The organism is Streptomyces yaizuensis (assembly GCF_034961445.1).
In the GTDB taxonomy this organism is placed as follows: domain Bacteria; phylum Actinomycetota; class Actinomycetes; order Streptomycetales; family Streptomycetaceae; genus Streptomyces; species Streptomyces yaizuensis.
The window spans coordinates 129,248-146,089 of sequence record NZ_BSBI01000015.1 but is presented as its reverse complement, the minus strand read 5'-3'; the positions used below and the strand labels follow the sequence as shown (position 1 = coordinate 146,089).

The following is a 16,842-nucleotide window of genomic DNA, read 5'->3' as shown; positions in this document are numbered from 1 at the left end:
AGATCGAGCCACTGCCATTGGCTTGATCCGGCCCACGGGGGCGTCACCGGTTGAGGATCTCCTCCACCTTCACGGCCACCTGCTTGGCCTGGATGTCGCGGCCCTTGTCGTTGGGGTGCGCGTACCAGGGGATGTGGGCGTCGCCGGTTCCGATCTGGGAGTCCTCCAGGAGGCCGCCGATGCCCCGGTTGGCACCGTCACAGGCCGTGTTGCCGCCGGTCTGGCCGTAGAGATCCACGAAGTCGGCACCACCGTCGGTGGCGGCGTCGGCGGCGGCGTCGGCGACGGCCTTCTTCATGGCGTCGTCCAGCCGCTTCTGGATCCGGTCCAGGACCGGCAGGGCGTCCTGGTGGATGTCGGCGAACGGCAGCTTGGTCTGGCCCGGCGCTGCGGTGAGGCACTTGGTGGTGTCCTCGGGCACAAGCCGGGGGTAGCCGACCAGGACGCGCCTGGCATCCGGTGAGAAGTAGCCGATGCGGTCGAGCAACTCCTCCAGGTCCCCGGCGACCTGCTCGAACTGACCGTCCAGCCACTGCTTTCCGGCTCCGGACTCGAAGAACTCACCGCACTTGGCGGCCGGGTCGTCCGCGTCCACCGGCTCTCCCGGCAGCAGGGCGTGGCCCCGCAGCTCGTCGGAACACTGCTTCAGGATGCGGTTGAAGCCCAGCGTGTTGCCACCCAGACTGCCCACGGTCAGCCGGGTGTCCTGCTTGAGCGCGTCCTGCTGCGGCGGGACCTTCATGCCGGGCAGCAGCAGCTCCTGGTCCGTCCAGAAGTTCTGGGCGAGGGCGCCCCCGCAGGAGACATCCGCCTGGACGTCGAGCGTGATGCCCTTGTCCGCGAGGCTCCGGGTGGCGACGGCGGGATAGTTCTCCTTCGCCCGGAAGCAGAAGGTCCTCTCGCCGTCCTCGTGGTACGGGGCGATGCCGAAGTTGGAGGTGTAGGAGTCGCCGAAGAAGACCGTCGGTACGGGTTCTGCGGGCGCGGCACCGGCGCTTCCCGCCGGGCCGGCGAGGGCCAGGCAGCTGCCCAGCGCGACGGCCGCCGCGATCAGCCGCCGTACCACCGGAGTATTCGTCGTCTTGCGCATGGCCGAAGGCATGTCCGTACCCTTTCGTCGGGCCCACAAGGAAAACGATCTGAAGCGATCCGCATTCACTCACGAACGGAACGCGCTGCTCCAGTTACCGTGATCCGCAACGTGGTGTTCTTGGACAACGCCTGCGCGTGCGCCCGTTTTGCCTGCTCAGCAGTGGTGCCGGGGAGGGGCGATGGCGAGTCCCGGTGTGATCTTGACCCGAAAGAGGAAGGGCCTCCCCTGCCTCTACGCGGCCATGGCGAACGGAGGGACGGCCGTCGCAGACGCGTTTCCCCGGCCGACGCTGTCGGCTCGGTGCGGATGGCTGAAAGTCGCCCTGGGTGCCTGGACAGCGAACCGCACCCGGAACGCGTGATACCCGGCCCGGGAGGACCCGGACCGGGTATCAGCGTGCACGACCGTCAGATGCCGGCGCCTCGCGCGAGGGTGAGGAGCCCGGCGAAGGCGGGGGCGGAGACCATGAGCACGGGCCCGCCAGCCTGCTTGCTGTCCCGGACGGGGACGATGCCGGTGGTGGACGCATACACGGGGGCAATCTCGATGCAGTCGCCGCCGTTGGAGCTGTACGAGGACTTGATCCAGCGGAGGGAATCGGCCGTCGTCACAGGTCGGCCCCCCGCGCGAGGGTGACCAGACCCGCGAAGGCGGGGGCCGAGACCATGAGCACCGGTCCGCCGACCTGCTTGCTGTCCCGAACCGGGACGACACCGGTGGCGGACGCGTAGGCGGGGGCAAACTCGATGCAGTTGCCGCCGTTGGAGCTGTAGGAGGACTTGATCCAGCGGAGGGAATCGGTCGTGGTGGTCACGGGGTGCCCTTTCGTAACTCGCGGATCATGGCGAGGGATTCCGCCTGCGAGGCGGATACGGCCTGGAGCTGATGGTACTCCCGGAGCAACGGCCGGACAGCGGTGATCTCACGTTCCAGATACCCCTGCATCTGGGACTCGGCGTACGCCATCACGGTCCAGTCCGCCAGCGTCAGCAGGTTGATCGGCAGATTGAACGGGCGACGTTCTCCTATCTGATCGGTGGCGATCTGAAGCACGGCGTTCGGCTGTTCCGCGAACTCCAGCAGCCGGTCGTACTGGGCACGCATGACCTCGGGCCCGCCCACCTGCCTCCGGATGCAGCTCTGGTCCATCACCACGAACATCATGGGCGGCCGGGACCGCGCCAGAGCCGCCTGTCGCTCAGCCACGAACGCCACTCGCTCGTCGGCCAGCTCGGACGGGATGCTGCCCCGATACACATCGCCGTCCGCCATCGCCCGCGCGTACGCCGGGATCTGCAACAAGCCCGGGATGATCCCGACCTCGTACAGCCGGATCTCAATGGCCCGTGCCTCGTACGCGACGTACTCGGGGAAGCCTTCCAGCAGCGCGCCCGTACGGATCTCCCGCCATGCGCGCTCAAAGGTGTCGGTCGTGTTTTCGAGCCCGAACGCGGCGTCGGCGCACAGCGAAAAGTGGCGGGTAGGGGGTTTGCGAGCAGTTTCGACGGCCGAGATGTGCCTGCCGGAGTAAGTCATGAGTTCGGCAAGGTCATCCTGCGTCCAACCACGGGCCTCTCGCGAACTGCGCAGACGGGCCCCGTAAGCCGCGCAAGGGCTCGCTTCGGGGTTCAACTCCTTGCGGTTTACCAAAGTTTCCTCCCGTTCCAGCACGTTGAAGGGCGGCCAACTCTAGGCCACCATGACGGCACTTGGTAGCGACTCCATCACGGAGAGGAAGCGGTCCATGCCTGCCGAAGGCGACGAACTCAGCGTCGGCGACCTCGCGTACGACACCGCGAAATGCGTGGTCGGAGAGGTCATGGAGATCTACGAGACCCACTACGCGCTCCGCCCGCCGAAGGGTGGGATCGAGTGGGACGGGCTGCGCGAGTTCACCCGCAGGGCGACCCTGTCCGAACAACTGTCTCCCGCTCTGGCGGAGCGGAACGCGAACAGCCGGCTGGGGGTGTAGGCGTGAGCCGCATCCGCTGCTGCATCACCGTCGCGCTGCTCGGCGTCGGCTACCTATGCCTCGCGTGGGAGCCGCCCCTGATACCCCCGCATGGCTGGAACTAGGCCCAGCCCCCAGTCCCCTCCCGGACCGCACCCGGGAGGAAGGGGGAGCGCCCCACGCCTCGCGCTCCCCGGCCCCGGTCGCCACCTGCCCCCCGCACAGGGACGACCGGGGCCACCCCTTCTTCCCCCCGGCACGGGGTACCGGCCACCTTCGCTTGCTGTGTGGGCGGGGGTGCAGGGTCGCCCCCGCAGGGGATCGGCGGAGACCCACCCGCACACAATCCCGCGCCTCAAACTCCCCCAAGGGCTGGGATCGTGCGGCCCTCAGCCGCCAGGGACCAGTGCGACACCCGACACATATCTCCGTACCCGATTCCCCGTCACCCCCGCGAACCCCCGCACGCGATCCCACTCCGGCGTCCCGGTGCCGATCCCTTCGCCCGGCGCGGTGAGCGCCCTCTCGTGGGCTTCGGCGCTCTCCCACTCGGCGTAGTTCAGGACCCGGTCGCCCTCCGTGCCGACGTGGAACCAGCCACCGATACCTGCCGCCCGGGGCCCGCCCTCCCCCTCGGTCCCGTCCGATTCGAGCGCCGCGAACACGGTGTCGACCCAGTCCCGCTGCCGCCCCGCGTCCGGCCCGTCGAATTCGACCTCCACGACGACCACGGAACCCGGCTCCCGTTCCGCGTCCCCGCGCCCCCGGTACAGCTCGTAGAAGTCGAGCCGGATCCGTTCGATCCCGGGCACGGCCGCGTCGATCTCGGCGTTCCGCTCGTCCCGGAAGGTCCGGACGAAGTGGTCGTACGCGGCCTTGTCGGGCCACTGCGAGTAGTGCAGCAGGGTGCGGCCGTCGTCGCCGATGTGGACGGTGTACGAGAGCGGCCCGCCCTCGGGCCAGGGGCGGCTGAGCCAGGCCCGTTCGATGGCGGCGACGGTCGCCCGCTGGCGTTCGGGGGTCTGGACGTCCCAGGTGGAGATGCCGATCAGCCCGGCGTCCGGGCGCTCGAAGGAGGGACGGGCCGGGGTACGGGCGATGGCGGGCCTGGGCATGACGGGTTCCCTCCGTTCACGCGCTCCCCCATGGTGCGCGGTGGATCACCATCGTGGAACCTCCAGCGCGCTGGAGGTCAAGGGCCGTCAAGGGCCCCGACTCTTCAGCTCCTCTTCACCATCTGGCGAAGCAGATCTACGTGGACCTCGGCCGTCGGGTCCACGCAGACTGCGAGCATGACCACTCCACCGCCCTTCGGCAGGGCCCTCTGCGCGATGATCACCCCGTTCACGAAGGACGGCCAGAACCTGGACCTGGACGCGGCGGCAGCCCTCGCCACCCGGCTGACCAGCACCGGGCGGTGCGACGGCCTCGTCCTGAACGGCACCACCGGTGAGTCGCCGACCACCTCCGACGCGGAGAAGACCGCGCTGCTGCGGGCCGTACGGGAGGCGGTGGGCCCGTCGGTCCCCCTGCTCGCTGGTGTGGGTTCGGCGGACACCCGCCACACGGTGGAGCTGGCGCGGGCCGCCGAGGCGGCGGGGGCGGACGGGCTGCTGGTGGTGACCCCGTACTACAGCAGGCCCCCGCAGCCCGCCGTGGAGGCGCACTTCCGCAGGGTCGCGGACGCGGTGGGCGTACCGGTGATGGTGTACGACATCCCGGGCCGCACGGGGACCCGGATCGCGCCCGAGACGATGCTGCGGCTGGCGGAGCACCCGCGCATCACCGCCGTGAAGGACTGCGCGGGCGATCTCCTCGCCGCCGCCCGGGTGATCGACCGGACCGGTCTGGCGTACTACTCGGGCAGCGAGGAGCTGAACCTTCCGCTGTACGCGGTGGGCGGCGCCGGGTACGTGAGCACGGTGGCGAACGCGGCTCCGGCGGCGACGCGCGCGGTGCTGGACGCCTTCGACCGGGGGGAGACGGCCACAGCGGCCCGGCTGAACGCCCGGCTGCTGCCGCTGGTGGAGCTGATGATGTACGGGGGCCTGCCGGGGACGGTGACGGCGAAGGCGCTGCTGGGCGCGGGCCCGGTGCGGGAACCGTTGCAGCCCGCCAACCGGGGGACGGTCGACGGGCTGCGGGCGGCGCTCACCGTACTGAACGCCTCACAACACCAGGCGTAACGCGTCAGTTGTGGCTGTGCAGGACGTCGTTGAGGCCGCCCCAGACCGCGTTGTTGGGCCGGGCCTCGACCGCGCCGGTGACGGAGTTGCGGCGGAAGAGGATGTTGCTGGCGCCGGACAGCTCGCGGGCCTTGACGATCTGGCCGTCCGGGAGGGTGACCCGGGTACCGGCGGTGACGTACAGACCGGCCTCGACGACGCACTCGTCGCCGAGGGCGATGCCGACACCGGCCTCCGCGCCGACGAGGCAGCGCTCGCCGATGGAGATGATGACGTTGCCGCCGCCGGAGAGGGTGCCCATGGTGGAGGCGCCGCCGCCGATGTCGGAACCGTTGCCGACGACGACACCGGCGGAGATGCGGCCTTCGACCATGGAGGTGCCGAGGGTTCCGGCGTTGAAGTTGACGAAGCCCTCGTGCATGACGGTGGTGCCCTCGGCGAGGTGCGCGCCGAGGCGGACGCGGTCGGCGTCGGCGATGCGGACGCCCTGCGGGGAGACGTAGTCCGTCATCCGGGGGAACTTGTCGATGCTGGTGACCTGGAGGTGCAGGCCCTCGGCACGGGTGTTGAGACGGACGGTCTCGACGTCGGCGACGGCGACGGGGCCGAGCGAGGTCCAGGCGACGTTGGCGAGGAGGCCGAAGACGCCGTCCAGGCTCTGGCCGTGCGGCTTGACCAGCCGGTGGGAGAGCAGGTGGAGGCGGAGGTAGGCGTCGTGCGCGTCGATGGGCTTCTCGTCCAGGGAGGAGATGACCGTCCGCACGGCGACGACCTCGACACCGCGCCGGGCGTCGGAGCCGATCGCCTTGGCCGCGCCCGCGCCGAGGATGTCCACGGCCTGCTCGGCGGTGAGCCGCTCGGTGCCGGCGGGGCCGGGGGCCTCGGCCAGCTCCGGGGCGGGGAACCAGGTGTCGAGCACGGTGCCGTCGGCGGCGAGGGTGGCGAGTCCGGCGGCGACGGCGCCGGTGGTGCGGGGGGCGGTGGTATCGGTCATGGGGAAAACCTAACCTCCGGCCGGGCTCCCGGGCGAACCGGTCCCACGCTGCGGTCGGACGCCGCCCGGGGTGAGGATCCGGGCCAGGATCACGCGCGTGCGCTCCTCGTCGTACGGGGTGTCCGTCAGAAGGGTCTGGAGGCAGATCCCGTCCACGACCGCGACGAGGGCCCGCGCGTCGGCGGGGCCGGTGTGCCGGGCGAGGACGGCGACGACCTGCTCGGTCCATTCGGCGGCGACGGGCCGCAGCGCGGGCCGGCGCAGGGCGGCGAGGTACAGCTCGTACCCCAGCTCGACGCGCGCACGCCCGGTGGTGAGCCAGTCGCCGATCAGCCGGGCGAGCACGTCCGCGACGTCGGCGCCGGGCTGCGCGAGCGCCGGGGACCGCCCGACCGTCGCGGCGATGTTCTCGTTGGTGCGGCGCAGTGCGGCGACGAGGAGTTCGTCCAGGGAGGAGAAGTGGTACGTAGTGGAGCCGAGGGGGACATCGGCCTCGGCGGCGGCGGTCCGGTGGCTGAGTCCCGCGATGCCGTCGCGGGCGACGACCCTCAGCGCGGCGTCGATGATCCGCTCCCGCCGCTCGGGGTCGTGACGCCGGGCCCTCACCGGGCCCGGCCCGGATCAGGAACGCCCATCAGTGTGCCCCGCCCACATTGAGCACGACGACCCCGGCGATCACCAGCAGGATCCCGGCGACCTTGACGAGGCTCGTGCTCTCCCCGAGGAAGATCATCCCGATCGCGGCGATGGCCGCCGTGCCGACGCCGGCCCAGATCGCGTAGGCGGTGCCGACCTCCAGCGTCTTCAGCGTCTGCGCGAGCAGTGAGAAGGCGATGCCGTAGCCGACGACGGTGAGGAGCGAGGGCCAGAAGCGGGTGAAGCCGTCGCTGTACTTCATGGCCGTGGTGCCGGCCACTTCCGCCGCTATGGCCGCTGCGAGCAGTCCGTATCCCATGGGCGCGAGTGTACGCATCGATGTGTACGAGCGTACACACATGCTGACACTGTCGGTGCGCCCCCTCAGGATGGGTCCATGAACCCACCTCCACGTCAGGGCAGCGCGCGAGCGCAGCTGGCGCAGTGCATCCAAGCCGCGATGGACCAGGGTGACAGACGGCTCACCCAGGAACGAATCGCCCAGGCGACAGAGACCGACCCTCGGCTGACAAAAGTGAGCACCACAGCCATCAGTGCCTGGCGCAAGGGGGAGCGCATCCCCGGCTCCTACTCGGCTCTCAACTCCTTTCTGACCGCCATCGAGAAGGCCGCCGGGCTGCCGCGGGGAAAACTGGACGACGAGCGCAAGACCCTGAAGCGCCTCCTCGAAATGGCGCGGAAGGAGAAACCGGCCGAGCCGCAGCCGGGGGTCACCACGCTCCGGGTACGGGACTCCGACCCCCTTGAACTGATGGTCCACCGTGCCCGCACGACTGCGGGTGGAAACGCGGTGCCCGCTTACATCGAGCGGGACGTGGACGGAGCTGTCCGGCGGGCTCTCGCTCGAACAGGTCAAGACGGCGGAGTGCTTCTGCTGGTCGGGGACTCGACCGCTGGGAAGACTCGGTGCGCTTACGAAGCCATGCACGCGGTCCTGCCGGACCATCTGCTGTTCGTCCCTGCCAGCGCCGACGAACTCGCCGAGGCCCTCGACGCACTCACGCTTGCCGCCTCACAGGGTGAGAACTGTCTCCTGTGGCTCGACGACGCGGAACGATTCCTCACGGGCCCGACCGGACTGGGCCTTCCGGCTCTCCGGCAGCTGCGTACCGCCCGGGCGGCCGTCCTGGGGACGATACGGTCCCGTATCCGCCGCGAACTCCCCGCCTGTGAGCTGACCCGGCTGGCCGAGGAGTTCCAGGTGAGCAGGTTGTGGTCACCTGGCGAGATCGAGCGGACGCTGAAGCAGTGGCGAGCAACTCGTGATCAGCGGTTGCGGCTGGCCCTTCAGCAGGCCGAAGACTTCGGAATCGCCGAGTCGCTCGCCGCCGGGCCCGAGCTGTGGCGCATGCTGCGAGGTGCCTCGGTCATCGGTGGCAACCCCCGGGGCGCCGCGCTGGTCAAGGTGGCGATCGACCTGGCGCTGGCAGGCTGGGAGACCCCGATCGCCCCGGAAGTCCTGGAGGAACTCCACGAGCACTATCTGCCCGGCACCAACAAGCGGCTCATCGGTCCCGAGCCTTTGGCGGACGCACTGGCCTGGGCAACCGAACCTCGTCTGGGTGTCACACGACTGCTGATCCCGGACGGTACGGGATTCCGTGCGTTCGACTACCTCGTGGACGCCCACCTGCGGGATCGGCAGCCCTCCCCTGAGTTGCTCCCGAAGAGGATCTGGGACACGGCCCTCCGGCACGGGAACGACCACCAGCGCTTCAGCATCGCCGTGGCGGCCCATGCCAATGACCGCGTGGACATCGCGGTGCGGTCACTCGGGCCGCTCGCGGAAGCCGGAAGCATGCACGCGATACACGCCCTGGGAGTGATCTGCCAACGCAGAAGCCGCGAGGAAGCCGCAAAGTGGCTCCAGCTGGCCGTCGACGCAGGAGACTCCCTGGCCATGCGGCTCATGGGCAATCTGCAGCGTCGCATGCGCGACTACCAAGCGGCGGACGACTGGTACCGCCGAGCAGCGGATGCTGGTGACGAGGTGTGCCAGGCGTACTGCGACGAGCCCTCCGAGGAATTCGCGCCGGCTCCTCAGGAGCCGGCAGTGCCGACCGGCCCTGCCCCGGAGCCTGTCCGGGCAACCGGGCCAGCCTCAGAGGACGAGGAGTGGTACGACGAGGACAAGCCCTGGGAGCCCGCGCCCCGAACCATGCGGGTGCTTCAGGCAGCGTTCTCCCTCATCGCCGACGAGGCGTACGACTCGGTGGAGGAAGCCGGCGATACGCGGGTGAACCTGCGCGACAACTACGTCCCCATATTCAGCGAGCTGCCCGTGGTGACATGGGGCCAGAACCGTCAGTGGCGCCGTCAGCTGGCCCGCTGCTTCGACGATCTGGCCGGTGACATCGAGAAAGGGACCTGGCCCCAGCCCACCTGCACCGGGGAGGAGATGGCCATGCACCTCGCCGTGGAGCACGCGGGCCAGCTGGCGTCGTACGACCCGGAGCTCGTCCTCACACTGACCGAGGGACTGCCGGAGACCCTGGAGGACTACGACTTCGACATGTGCCTCGATCTGTTCCTGGAGGACACCGACGTTCTGTTTCTCTACGAACCATGGTCCCAGGGGATCGAGGACCCCGACAACACCATCAACCAGTTCCTCGGCATAGCCGCCCTGGAGGCCGACCGCTGGTTCGAGCCGTTCCGGAAGACCCGCCAGCGCGACCCTGAACGCGGCTTCCGCCGATGACTCGTGTCCCGCCGGGATTTCCCGTTCGCCCGCCGTGACCTGGGCGTACCCCTGCGGCTTGCAAGAACTCTCCACTCAGAGCACGGCAAACGGGGTTGCCTGGGGTCCTCGGCACACCGCCGAAGCAATCTCGGAAAGGTTCCGTTTTATGTCCCTGGTCCCAGGAATCCTGCTGCTCGCCGCTCTACCTATCGCAGTCACGGCGGCCCTGCTCACCGCGCACCTGGCCACCCTGCGTGGCCTGCACGGCCATCAGCGGGTGCACGCGTTCCGGCTCTTCGCGAACGCACTCAGGAGTCGCCGCTAGAAACTAGAAATATCGAGGGCCCCGGTGCTGTGCACCGGGGCCCTCGATCATCAGGCTCGCTCAAACGTTGAAGCCCAGCGCCCGCAGCTGCTCGCGCCCGTCGTCCGTGATCTTGTCCGGGCCCCACGGCGGCATCCAGACCCAGTTGATCTTCAGCTCGCTGACGATGCCGTCGGTGGCCGACTTCGCCTGGTCCTCGATCACATCCGTCAGCGGGCAGGCCGCCGACGTCAGCGTCATGTCCAGCGTGGCGACATTCGAGTCGTCCACATGGATCCCGTAGATCAGCCCGAGGTTGACCACGTCGATCCCCAGCTCGGGGTCGACCACGTCGTACAGCGCCTCGCGGACTTCTTCCTCGGAGGCCGGCTTCAGCGCCGCGGCCTCGGTGTTCTCGGTCATACCGTCTTCCTCTCGGAGCTTTCGCCCAGGGCCTGGGCGGTCGCGTCCTTCCACGCCATCCAGCTGAGCAGGGCGCACTTCACCCGCGCCGGGTACTTGGAGACGCCGGCGAACGCGACCGCGTCCTCCAGCACCTCCTCCATCGCGTCGTCCGGCTCGATCTGCCCCTTGGACTGCATCAGCGCCAGGAAGGTCTCCTGGATCTTCCGCGCCTCGGCCAGTTCCTTGCCGACGAGCAGCTCATTGAGGACGGACGCGCTGGCCTGGCTGATGGAACAGCCCTGGCCGTCGTACGACACGTCCTCGACGCGCGAGCCGTCGTACTTCACCCGCAGCGTGATCTCGTCCCCGCAGGTCGGATTGACATGGTGCACCTCGGCGTCGCCATCGCGCAGACCGCGCCCGTGAGGGTGCTTGTAGTGGTCCAGGATGACGTCCTGGTACATCGAATCCAGCTTCACTGAGGACCCCGCTCTACCCGAAGAACTGACGGACGTGTTCCAGCCCGTCGATCAGCGCGTCGACCTCGCCGGGCGTGGAGTACAGATAGAACGACGCCCGCGTGGTCGCGGGAATTCCGTACCGCAGGCAGACCGGCCGTGCGCAGTGGTGGCCGACACGGACCGCGATGCCCTGTTCGTCCAGGACCTGGCCCACGTCGTGGGGGTGGATGTCCCCCAGCGTGAAGGAGATCGCCGCGCCCCGGTCCTCGGCCGAGACGGGGCCGATGATCCGCAGGTCGGGGACTTCCTGGAGGCGCCTGACCGCGTATTCGGTGATCGCGTGCTCATGCGCCGCGATCTTCTCCATGCCGATGGCGTTGAGGTAGTCCACGGCCGCGCCGAGGCCGACGGCCTGGGCGATCGGCGGCGTACCGGCCTCGAACTTGTGCGGCGCGGGGGCGTAGGTGGACGAGTTCATCGACACGGTCTCGATCATCTCGCCGCCGCCGAGGAACGGAGGAAGGTCCTCCAGCAGCTCCTGCCGGCCCCAGAGCACGCCTATGCCGGTCGGACCGCACATCTTGTGACCGGTGAAGGCCACGAAGTCCGCGCCGAGGGCCTGCACGTCCAGCGGGGCGTGCGGGGCCGCCTGCGAGGCGTCGATCAGTACCAGCGCGCCGACGTCCTGGGCGCGGCGCACGATGGCCTCGACCGGGTTGACGGTGCCCAGGATGTTGGAGACCAGGACAAAGGAGACGATCTTCGTCTTCTCGGTGATGACCTCTTCGATGTGCGAGAGGTCGAGCCGGCCGTCGTCGGTCAGCCCGAACCACTTCAGCTTCGCGCCGGTGCGCTGCGCGAGCAGCTGCCACGGCACGATGTTGGAGTGGTGCTCCATCTCCGTGATGACGATCTCGGTGTCACGGTCGACGCGGTAGGGCTCGTCCGCCCAGCCGAGCATGTTCGCGACCAGGTTCAGCGACTCCGAGGCGTTCTTGGTGAAGATCACCTCATCGCGGCTGGGCGCGTTGATGAAGGCCGCGACCTTGTCCCGGGCGCCCTCGTAGAGCGCCGTGGCCTCGTCGGCGAGTACATGGATGCCCCGGTGCACATTGGCGTGGTGGCGCTCGTAGTACTCGCTGAGGGCGTCGATCACCTGGCGCGGCTTCTGCGAGCTGGCCGCGCTGTCCAGGTAGACCAGCTTCTTGTCTCCGTGGATCACCCGGTCGAGGATCGGGAAGTCCTTGCGGATCGCCTCGGTGTCGAGGAGGCCCGGCAGCTGTGTCACGAAGATGCGCCACCCTTCACATAGGCCTCGTAGCCCTCCGCCTCCAGCTTGTCGGCCAGCTCGGGGCCGCCGGACTCGGCGATGCGCCCGTTGGCGAAGACATGCACGTGGTCAGGCTTGATGTAACGGAGGATACGCGTGTAGTGCGTGATCAGGAGGGTGCCGACCTCGCCGGACTCGCGGACGCGGTTGACGCCCTCGGAGACGATGCGCAGCGCGTCGACGTCCAGGCCGGAGTCCGTCTCGTCCAGGATCGCGATCTTCGGCTTCATCAGCTCCAGCTGAAGGATCTCGTGGCGCTTCTTCTCACCGCCGGAGAAGCCCTCGTTGACGTTGCGCTCGGCGAAGGCGGGGTCCATGTTCAGCCGCTCCATGGCCTCCCGGACCTCCTTCACCCAGGTGCGCAGCTTGGGCGCCTCGCCACGGATGGCGGTGGCGGAGGTGCGCAGGAAGTTGGAGACCGAGACACCCGGGACCTCGACCGGGTACTGCATGGCGAGGAAGACGCCGGCGCGGGCGCGCTCGTCGACGCTCATCTCCAGCACGTCCTCGCCGTCCAGGGTGACCTGACCGCCGGTGATCGTGTACTTGGGGTGACCGGCGAGCGAGTACGCCAGGGTCGACTTGCCGGAGCCGTTGGGGCCCATGATGGCGTGGGTCTCGCCCTGCTTCACGGTCAGGTCGACGCCCTTGAGGATCTCCCGGGGGCCGTTCTCGGCCTCGACGGAGACGTGCAGGTCGCGGATTTCAAGCGTTGCCATGGGTGACTCAGGACTCCTGGGTGATGGAGACGAGCACATCGTCCCCTTCGATCTTGACGGGGTATACGGGGACGGGGCGCGTCGCGGGCAGCCCGGACGGCTTGCCGGTACGGAGGTCGAAGGCGGAGCCGTGCAGCCAGCACTCGATCTGGCAGTCCTCCACCTCGCCCTCGGACAGCGAGACGTTCGCATGCGAGCAGATGTCGTGGATCGCGAAGACCTCGCCCTCGGTCTTCACGACCGAGACGGGCGTGCCGTCGATCTCCACCCGGTTGGGGGTGGAGTCCTCCAGCTCGCTCAGAGAGCAGACGCGGACGAAGCTCATGCGACCGACGCCTCCAGCTCCTCATCGATCTTGGCGATCAGGCGCTCCTCGACATCCGGCACACCGATCTGCTGGACCAGCTCGGCGAAGAAGCCACGGACGACGAGACGGCGGGCCTCCTGCTCCGGGATGCCCCGGGCCATCAGGTAGAACAGCTGCTCGTCGTCGAAGCGGCCGGTCGCGGACGCGTGCCCGGCGCCGACGATCTCGCCGGTCTCGATCTCCAGGTTGGGCACGGAGTCGACCCGCGCGCCGTCCGTGAGGACGAGGTTCCGGTTCATCTCGTAGGTGTCGGTGCCCTCGGCGGCGACCCGGATCAGCACATCGCCGATCCATACCGCGTGCGCGCCCTCGCCCTGGAGCGCGCCCTTGTAGACCACGTTGGACTTGTTGTGCGGCTGGTTGTGGTCGACCAGCAGGCGGTGCTCCTGGTGCTGGCCCTCGTCGGTGAAGTAGAGGCCGAACAGCTCGGCCTCGCCGCCGGTGGCCGCGTAGGTGACCCGGGGGTGCAGCCGGACCAGATCGCCGCCGAAGGTGACGATCACGGACTTGAAGGTGGCGTCCCGGCCGATCAGCGCGTCCTGCTGACCCACGTGGACGGCCTTGTCGTCCCAGTCCTGGACGGAGACGACGGTCAGCTTGGCGCCGTCGCCGAGGACGTACTCGACGTTGGCGGCGAGCACGGCGTCACCGGTGTGGTCGATGACGACCACGGCCTCGGCGAACGCGCCCAGCTCCACCACCTGGTGGGTGTAGGCCACGCCGCCCTCGCCCCGGACGGTGATCCGGATCGGCTCGGTGAGCACGGCTTCCCTGGCGACGGTGACGACCGACGCCTGCGCGAAGGAGGTGTACGCCTGGGCCGCGATCCGGTCGACGGGGGTGCCGGCCCGGCCGAGGCGGGCGTCGTCCCGGTCGACGGTCTCGACGGTGACGCCCTCGGGGGCCTCCACCGCGACCTTGACGCCGTCGCCGGTGGCGACGGCGGTGCCGTCGTGCAGGCCGGACAGCCGCTCCAGCGGAGTGAAGCGCCACTCCTCCTCGCGGCCGTGCGGGACCGGGAAGTCCGCCACGTCGAACGACGGGGGCGCACTCATACGGGTGGCGACGGTCGACTCGGCGGCCACCGCGATCGCGCCGGCGGTGGTGGATCCGGCCGGAATGTTCTGAGCCTCAGCCATGGCTGTCGTCGTGCTCTCTCTCTGCCTTCTGGTCACGTCTAGGGGACTTCTCGTCGGTGGGGCGGGCAGCCCGCTGTCGGGCTCCGCCCCACCGCTGCGGCCGGGGTCAGCCGACCGAGCCCTCCATCTGGAGCTCGATCAGCCGGTTCAGCTCCAGCGCGTACTCCATCGGCAGTTCCTTGGCGATCGGCTCGACGAAGCCGCGCACGATCATCGCCATCGCCTCGAACTCCGTCATGCCCCGGCTCATCAGGTAGAAGAGCTGGTCCTCGGAGACCTTGGAGACCGTCGCCTCGTGGCCCATCGAGACGTCGTCCTCGCGGACGTCGACATAGGGGTAGGTGTCCGACCGGGAGATCGTGTCCACGAGCAGCGCGTCGCAGAGCACGTTGGACTTCGAGCCCGGGGCGCCCTCGCCGATCTCGATCAGACCGCGGTAGGAGGTACGGCCGCCGCCGCGCGCCACCGACTTGGAGACGATGTTGGACGAGGTGTTCGGGGCCATGTGGACCATCTTGGCGCCGGCGTCCTGGTGCTGGCCCTCGCCCGCGAAGGCGATGGACAGGGTCTCGCCCTTGGCGTGCTCGCCCATCAGGTAGACGGCCGGGTACTTCATCGTCACCTTGGAGCCGATGTTGCCGTCGACCCACTCCATGGTCGCGCCCTCGTAGGCGACGGCGCGCTTGGTGACCAGGTTGTAGACGTTGTTCGACCAGTTCTGGATGGTCGTGTAGCGGCAGCGGCCGCCCTTCTTGACGATGATCTCCACGACGGCGCTGTGCAGCGAGTCCGAGGAGTAGATCGGGGCGGTGCAGCCCTCGACGTAGTGGACGTAGGCGTCCTCGTCCACGATGATCAGCGTCCGCTCGAACTGGCCCATGTTCTCCGTGTTGATACGGAAGTAGGCCTGGAGCGGGATGTCGACCTGCACGCCCTTGGGGACGTAGATGAAGGAGCCACCGGACCACACGGCCGTGTTCAGCGACGCGAACTTGTTGTCGCCGACCGGGATGACGGTGCCGAAGTACTCCTGGAACAGCTCCGGGTGCTCCTTGAGCGCCGTGTCGGTGTCCAGGAAGATGACGCCCTGCTCCTCCAGGTCCTCACGGATCTGGTGGTAGACGACCTCGGACTCGTACTGGGCGGCGACACCGGCGACGAGACGCTGCTTCTCGGCCTCCGGGATGCCCAGCTTGTCGTAGGTGTTCTTGATGTCCTCGGGGAGGTCCTCCCAGGACGCCGCCTGCTTCTCGGTGGAGCGGACGAAGTACTTGATGTTGTCGAAGTCGATGCCGGAGAGGTCGGAGCCCCAGCTCGGCATGGGCTTCTTGTCGAACAGCCGCAGACCCTTGAGGCGCAGCTTCAGCATCCACTCCGGCTCGTTCTTCTTCGCCGAGATGTCACGTACGACCTCCTCGGACAGACCGCGCTTGGCGGCGGCGCCCGCCGCGTCGGAGTCGGCCCAGCCGAATTCGTACGTACCCAGCCCTTCAAGTTCGGGGTGGGCAGTCTCCGTGGGGAGAGTCATGCGGGGTTCCTCCCGGCCGTGCTGGCAGATGCTGATGGGGTTGTGGTGCTGCGCGGAATGAACGTCGTACACACACCGTCACCGTGGGCGATGGTGGCCAGACGCTGCACATGGGTCCCGAGCAGACGGGAGAAGATCTCGGTCTCCGCCTCGCACAGCTGCGGGTACTGCTCGGCGACATGGGCGACCGGACAGTGGTGCTGACAGAGCTGCTCGCCCTGCTGAGGGCTGGGAGCGCTACGCGCTGTAGCAGCGTACCCGTCGGCGCTCAGGGCTTTCGCCAGGGCCTCCGTCCGCTCCCCGGGGGCCGCCGCGTCGACGGCCTCGCGATAGGGGCCCGCCTGGGCCTCGGCGCGCTCCCGGGCGAAGGCGGCGACCGCCGCCTCCCCGCCCGCGTGCCGCTCGATCCAGCGGAGGGCGTCGACGGCCAGCGAGTCGTACGACTGGTCGAAGGCGTCCCGGCCGCAGGCGGTCAGCGCGAAGACCCGGGCCGGGCGGCCCCGGGTCCGGGCGCCGTAGACCCGCTGCTCACGGGCTTCGACCATGGTCTCGGCCACCAGGGTGTCGAGATGCCGGCGGACGGCCGCCTGAGTGAGGCGGAGCCGTGCCGCGAGGTCCGCGACGGTGGACGGGCCGTGATCCAGGATGGACCGCGCGACCCGGTTGCGCGTCGGATGATCGGTGCGCGAACCGGTCGCGAAGTCCTCCCTCGGGGCCTCGCCAACGTTTTTCACAACGCCATTGTTGCGTAATTCCCGTGAGCGTGACAACCGTCGAAGGCCCCTTGCGCGGTGCGCTTCGTCACTTAGGGTCACCTAACGAAGGCTCCCCTCAGTAACCTGCTGAAACAGGCTGTGACCTGCCAACATTCCCACCCGTCGGACCTGCGGACCCTGGGCCGGAAAACGGCTCGGCGACCCCGTGGAAAAAGCGGCGCTCAAGCGTCCGTCACGGGGACGCGACGAGGGCACGACGGGGAAAACCATAAAAACAATCAGCGCGGGGGCGGGGCGCGGGCGGGCGCC

General features: G+C 69.0%; 20 protein-coding genes. 4 read left to right on the top strand and 16 right to left on the bottom strand.

The annotated features are described in order from the left end of the window. Window positions 1-43 precede the first annotated feature (43 nt). The 4 genes from SYYSPA8_RS30410 to SYYSPA8_RS30395 form a co-directional block, all read right to left on the bottom strand. The gene (locus tag SYYSPA8_RS30410; RefSeq protein WP_323450606.1) at window positions 44-1,102 is read right to left on the bottom strand and encodes an SGNH/GDSL hydrolase family protein; all 1,059 of its coding nucleotides are present in this window, start codon (window positions 1,100-1,102) and stop codon (window positions 44-46) included. 398 nt (window positions 1,103-1,500) lie between these two features. After that, window positions 1,501-1,704, bottom strand: a complete 204-nt coding sequence (locus SYYSPA8_RS30405) for a DUF397 domain-containing protein (RefSeq protein ID WP_323450605.1) — start codon at window positions 1,702-1,704, stop codon at window positions 1,501-1,503. Then, complete coding sequence (locus SYYSPA8_RS30400) at window positions 1,701-1,907, bottom strand: DUF397 domain-containing protein (protein ID WP_323450604.1); 207 nt, start codon at window positions 1,905-1,907, stop codon at window positions 1,701-1,703. Before SYYSPA8_RS30400 ends, SYYSPA8_RS30405 begins: the two co-directional genes overlap by 4 nt. Beyond that, complete coding sequence (locus tag SYYSPA8_RS30395) at window positions 1,904-2,764, bottom strand: helix-turn-helix domain-containing protein (RefSeq protein ID WP_323450603.1); 861 nt, start codon at window positions 2,762-2,764, stop codon at window positions 1,904-1,906. The genes SYYSPA8_RS30400 and SYYSPA8_RS30395 overlap by 4 nt, the downstream gene beginning before the upstream one ends. A 73-nt stretch (window positions 2,765-2,837) precedes the next feature. On the opposite strand from SYYSPA8_RS30395, the gene SYYSPA8_RS30390 reads away from it, so the two are divergent. Next, complete coding sequence (locus tag SYYSPA8_RS30390) at window positions 2,838-3,065, top strand: hypothetical protein (protein ID WP_323450602.1); 228 nt, start codon at window positions 2,838-2,840, stop codon at window positions 3,063-3,065. A 368-nt stretch (window positions 3,066-3,433) separates the two neighbouring features. Here SYYSPA8_RS30390 and SYYSPA8_RS30385 read toward each other — a convergent pair whose 3' ends face one another. Then, window positions 3,434-4,159, bottom strand: coding sequence for an antibiotic biosynthesis monooxygenase (locus tag SYYSPA8_RS30385; protein WP_323450601.1), 726 nt, complete (start codon window positions 4,157-4,159; stop codon window positions 3,434-3,436). Window positions 4,160-4,336: 177 nt separating this feature from the next. On the opposite strand from SYYSPA8_RS30385, the gene dapA reads away from it, so the two are divergent. After that, window positions 4,337-5,230, top strand: coding sequence for a 4-hydroxy-tetrahydrodipicolinate synthase (gene dapA / locus SYYSPA8_RS30380; RefSeq protein WP_323450600.1), 894 nt, complete (start codon window positions 4,337-4,339; stop codon window positions 5,228-5,230). A gap of 4 nt (window positions 5,231-5,234) precedes the next feature. On the opposite strand, the gene dapD is transcribed toward dapA, so the two are convergent. From dapD to SYYSPA8_RS30365, 3 genes are read right to left on the bottom strand one after another with little or no spacing between them, the layout of a single operon-like run. Then, on the bottom strand, window positions 5,235-6,224 hold the full coding sequence (dapD, locus tag SYYSPA8_RS30375) for a 2,3,4,5-tetrahydropyridine-2,6-dicarboxylate N-succinyltransferase (RefSeq protein WP_323450599.1): 990 nt from the start codon (window positions 6,222-6,224) through the stop codon (window positions 5,235-5,237). Between the two features lie 9 nt (window positions 6,225-6,233). Beyond that, complete coding sequence (locus SYYSPA8_RS30370; protein ID WP_323450598.1) at window positions 6,234-6,830, bottom strand: TetR/AcrR family transcriptional regulator; 597 nt, start codon at window positions 6,828-6,830, stop codon at window positions 6,234-6,236. 28 nt (window positions 6,831-6,858) lie between these two features. Beyond that, complete coding sequence (locus SYYSPA8_RS30365; protein ID WP_323450597.1) at window positions 6,859-7,179, bottom strand: DMT family transporter; 321 nt, start codon at window positions 7,177-7,179, stop codon at window positions 6,859-6,861. A gap of 216 nt (window positions 7,180-7,395) precedes the next feature. Here SYYSPA8_RS30365 and SYYSPA8_RS30360 point away from each other — a divergent pair, with 216 nt between their 5' ends. Continuing rightward, complete coding sequence (locus SYYSPA8_RS30360) at window positions 7,396-9,582, top strand: tetratricopeptide repeat protein (RefSeq protein ID WP_323450596.1); 2,187 nt, start codon at window positions 7,396-7,398, stop codon at window positions 9,580-9,582. 148 nt (window positions 9,583-9,730) lie between these two features. Continuing rightward, a complete protein-coding gene (locus tag SYYSPA8_RS30355) occupies window positions 9,731-9,889 on the top strand; it encodes a hypothetical protein (RefSeq protein WP_323450595.1) in 159 nt (52 codons plus the stop codon). 60 nt (window positions 9,890-9,949) lie between these two features. Here SYYSPA8_RS30355 and SYYSPA8_RS30350 read toward each other — a convergent pair whose 3' ends face one another. The 8 genes from SYYSPA8_RS30350 to SYYSPA8_RS30315 all read right to left on the bottom strand — a co-directional run bounded on the left by SYYSPA8_RS30350 (window position 9,950) and on the right by SYYSPA8_RS30315 (window position 16,551). Then, a complete protein-coding gene (locus tag SYYSPA8_RS30350; RefSeq protein ID WP_323450594.1) occupies window positions 9,950-10,291 on the bottom strand; it encodes a metal-sulfur cluster assembly factor in 342 nt (113 codons plus the stop codon). Further along, window positions 10,288-10,752 carry a Fe-S cluster assembly sulfur transfer protein SufU gene (gene sufU, locus SYYSPA8_RS30345; protein WP_323450593.1) on the bottom strand — a complete coding sequence of 155 codons (465 nt, stop codon included), beginning with the start codon at window positions 10,750-10,752 and terminating at the stop codon, window positions 10,288-10,290. Before sufU ends, SYYSPA8_RS30350 begins: the two co-directional genes overlap by 4 nt. 13 nt (window positions 10,753-10,765) lie before the next feature. Continuing rightward, a complete protein-coding gene (locus tag SYYSPA8_RS30340) occupies window positions 10,766-12,022 on the bottom strand; it encodes a cysteine desulfurase (RefSeq protein ID WP_323450592.1) in 1,257 nt (418 codons plus the stop codon). Continuing rightward, window positions 12,019-12,783 carry a Fe-S cluster assembly ATPase SufC gene (sufC, locus tag SYYSPA8_RS30335; RefSeq protein ID WP_323450591.1) on the bottom strand — a complete coding sequence of 255 codons (765 nt, stop codon included), beginning with the start codon at window positions 12,781-12,783 and terminating at the stop codon, window positions 12,019-12,021. Before sufC ends, SYYSPA8_RS30340 begins: the two co-directional genes overlap by 4 nt. A 7-nt stretch (window positions 12,784-12,790) precedes the next feature. Further along, entirely contained in the window at window positions 12,791-13,108 is a 318-nt protein-coding gene (locus SYYSPA8_RS30330; RefSeq protein WP_323450590.1) for a non-heme iron oxygenase ferredoxin subunit, read from the bottom strand. Then, window positions 13,105-14,289, bottom strand: coding sequence for a Fe-S cluster assembly protein SufD (sufD, locus tag SYYSPA8_RS30325; protein ID WP_323450589.1), 1,185 nt, complete (start codon window positions 14,287-14,289; stop codon window positions 13,105-13,107). The genes SYYSPA8_RS30330 and sufD overlap by 4 nt, the downstream gene beginning before the upstream one ends. A gap of 106 nt (window positions 14,290-14,395) precedes the next feature. Beyond that, on the bottom strand, window positions 14,396-15,817 hold the full coding sequence (gene sufB / locus SYYSPA8_RS30320; RefSeq protein ID WP_323450588.1) for a Fe-S cluster assembly protein SufB: 1,422 nt from the start codon (window positions 15,815-15,817) through the stop codon (window positions 14,396-14,398). Further along, a complete protein-coding gene (locus SYYSPA8_RS30315; protein ID WP_323450587.1) occupies window positions 15,814-16,551 on the bottom strand; it encodes a helix-turn-helix transcriptional regulator in 738 nt (245 codons plus the stop codon). Before SYYSPA8_RS30315 ends, sufB begins: the two co-directional genes overlap by 4 nt. Window positions 16,552-16,842: the final 291 nt, after the last annotated feature.

What these genes read in the sequence shown, in the direction of transcription:
- SYYSPA8_RS30410 (WP_323450606.1), bottom strand. Translation starts at nt 1,102, where the DNA reads ATGCCTTCGGCCATGCGCAAGACGACGAATACTCCGGTGGTACGGCGG.
- SYYSPA8_RS30390 (WP_323450602.1), top strand. Translation starts at nt 2,838, where the DNA reads ATGCCTGCCGAAGGCGACGAACTCAGCGTCGGCGACCTCGCGTACGAC.
- SYYSPA8_RS30385 (WP_323450601.1), bottom strand. Translation starts at nt 4,159, where the DNA reads ATGCCCAGGCCCGCCATCGCCCGTACCCCGGCCCGTCCCTCCTTCGAG.
- dapA (WP_323450600.1), top strand. Translation starts at nt 4,337, where the DNA reads ATGACCACTCCACCGCCCTTCGGCAGGGCCCTCTGCGCGATGATCACC.
- dapD (WP_323450599.1), bottom strand. Translation starts at nt 6,224, where the DNA reads ATGACCGATACCACCGCCCCCCGCACCACCGGCGCCGTCGCCGCCGGA.
- SYYSPA8_RS30365 (WP_323450597.1), bottom strand. Translation starts at nt 7,179, where the DNA reads ATGGGATACGGACTGCTCGCAGCGGCCATAGCGGCGGAAGTGGCCGGC.
- SYYSPA8_RS30355 (WP_323450595.1), top strand. Translation starts at nt 9,731, where the DNA reads ATGTCCCTGGTCCCAGGAATCCTGCTGCTCGCCGCTCTACCTATCGCA.
- SYYSPA8_RS30350 (WP_323450594.1), bottom strand. Translation starts at nt 10,291, where the DNA reads ATGACCGAGAACACCGAGGCCGCGGCGCTGAAGCCGGCCTCCGAGGAA.
- sufC (WP_323450591.1), bottom strand. Translation starts at nt 12,783, where the DNA reads ATGGCAACGCTTGAAATCCGCGACCTGCACGTCTCCGTCGAGGCCGAG.
- SYYSPA8_RS30330 (WP_323450590.1), bottom strand. Translation starts at nt 13,108, where the DNA reads ATGAGCTTCGTCCGCGTCTGCTCTCTGAGCGAGCTGGAGGACTCCACC.
- sufD (WP_323450589.1), bottom strand. Translation starts at nt 14,289, where the DNA reads ATGGCTGAGGCTCAGAACATTCCGGCCGGATCCACCACCGCCGGCGCG.
- sufB (WP_323450588.1), bottom strand. Translation starts at nt 15,817, where the DNA reads ATGACTCTCCCCACGGAGACTGCCCACCCCGAACTTGAAGGGCTGGGT.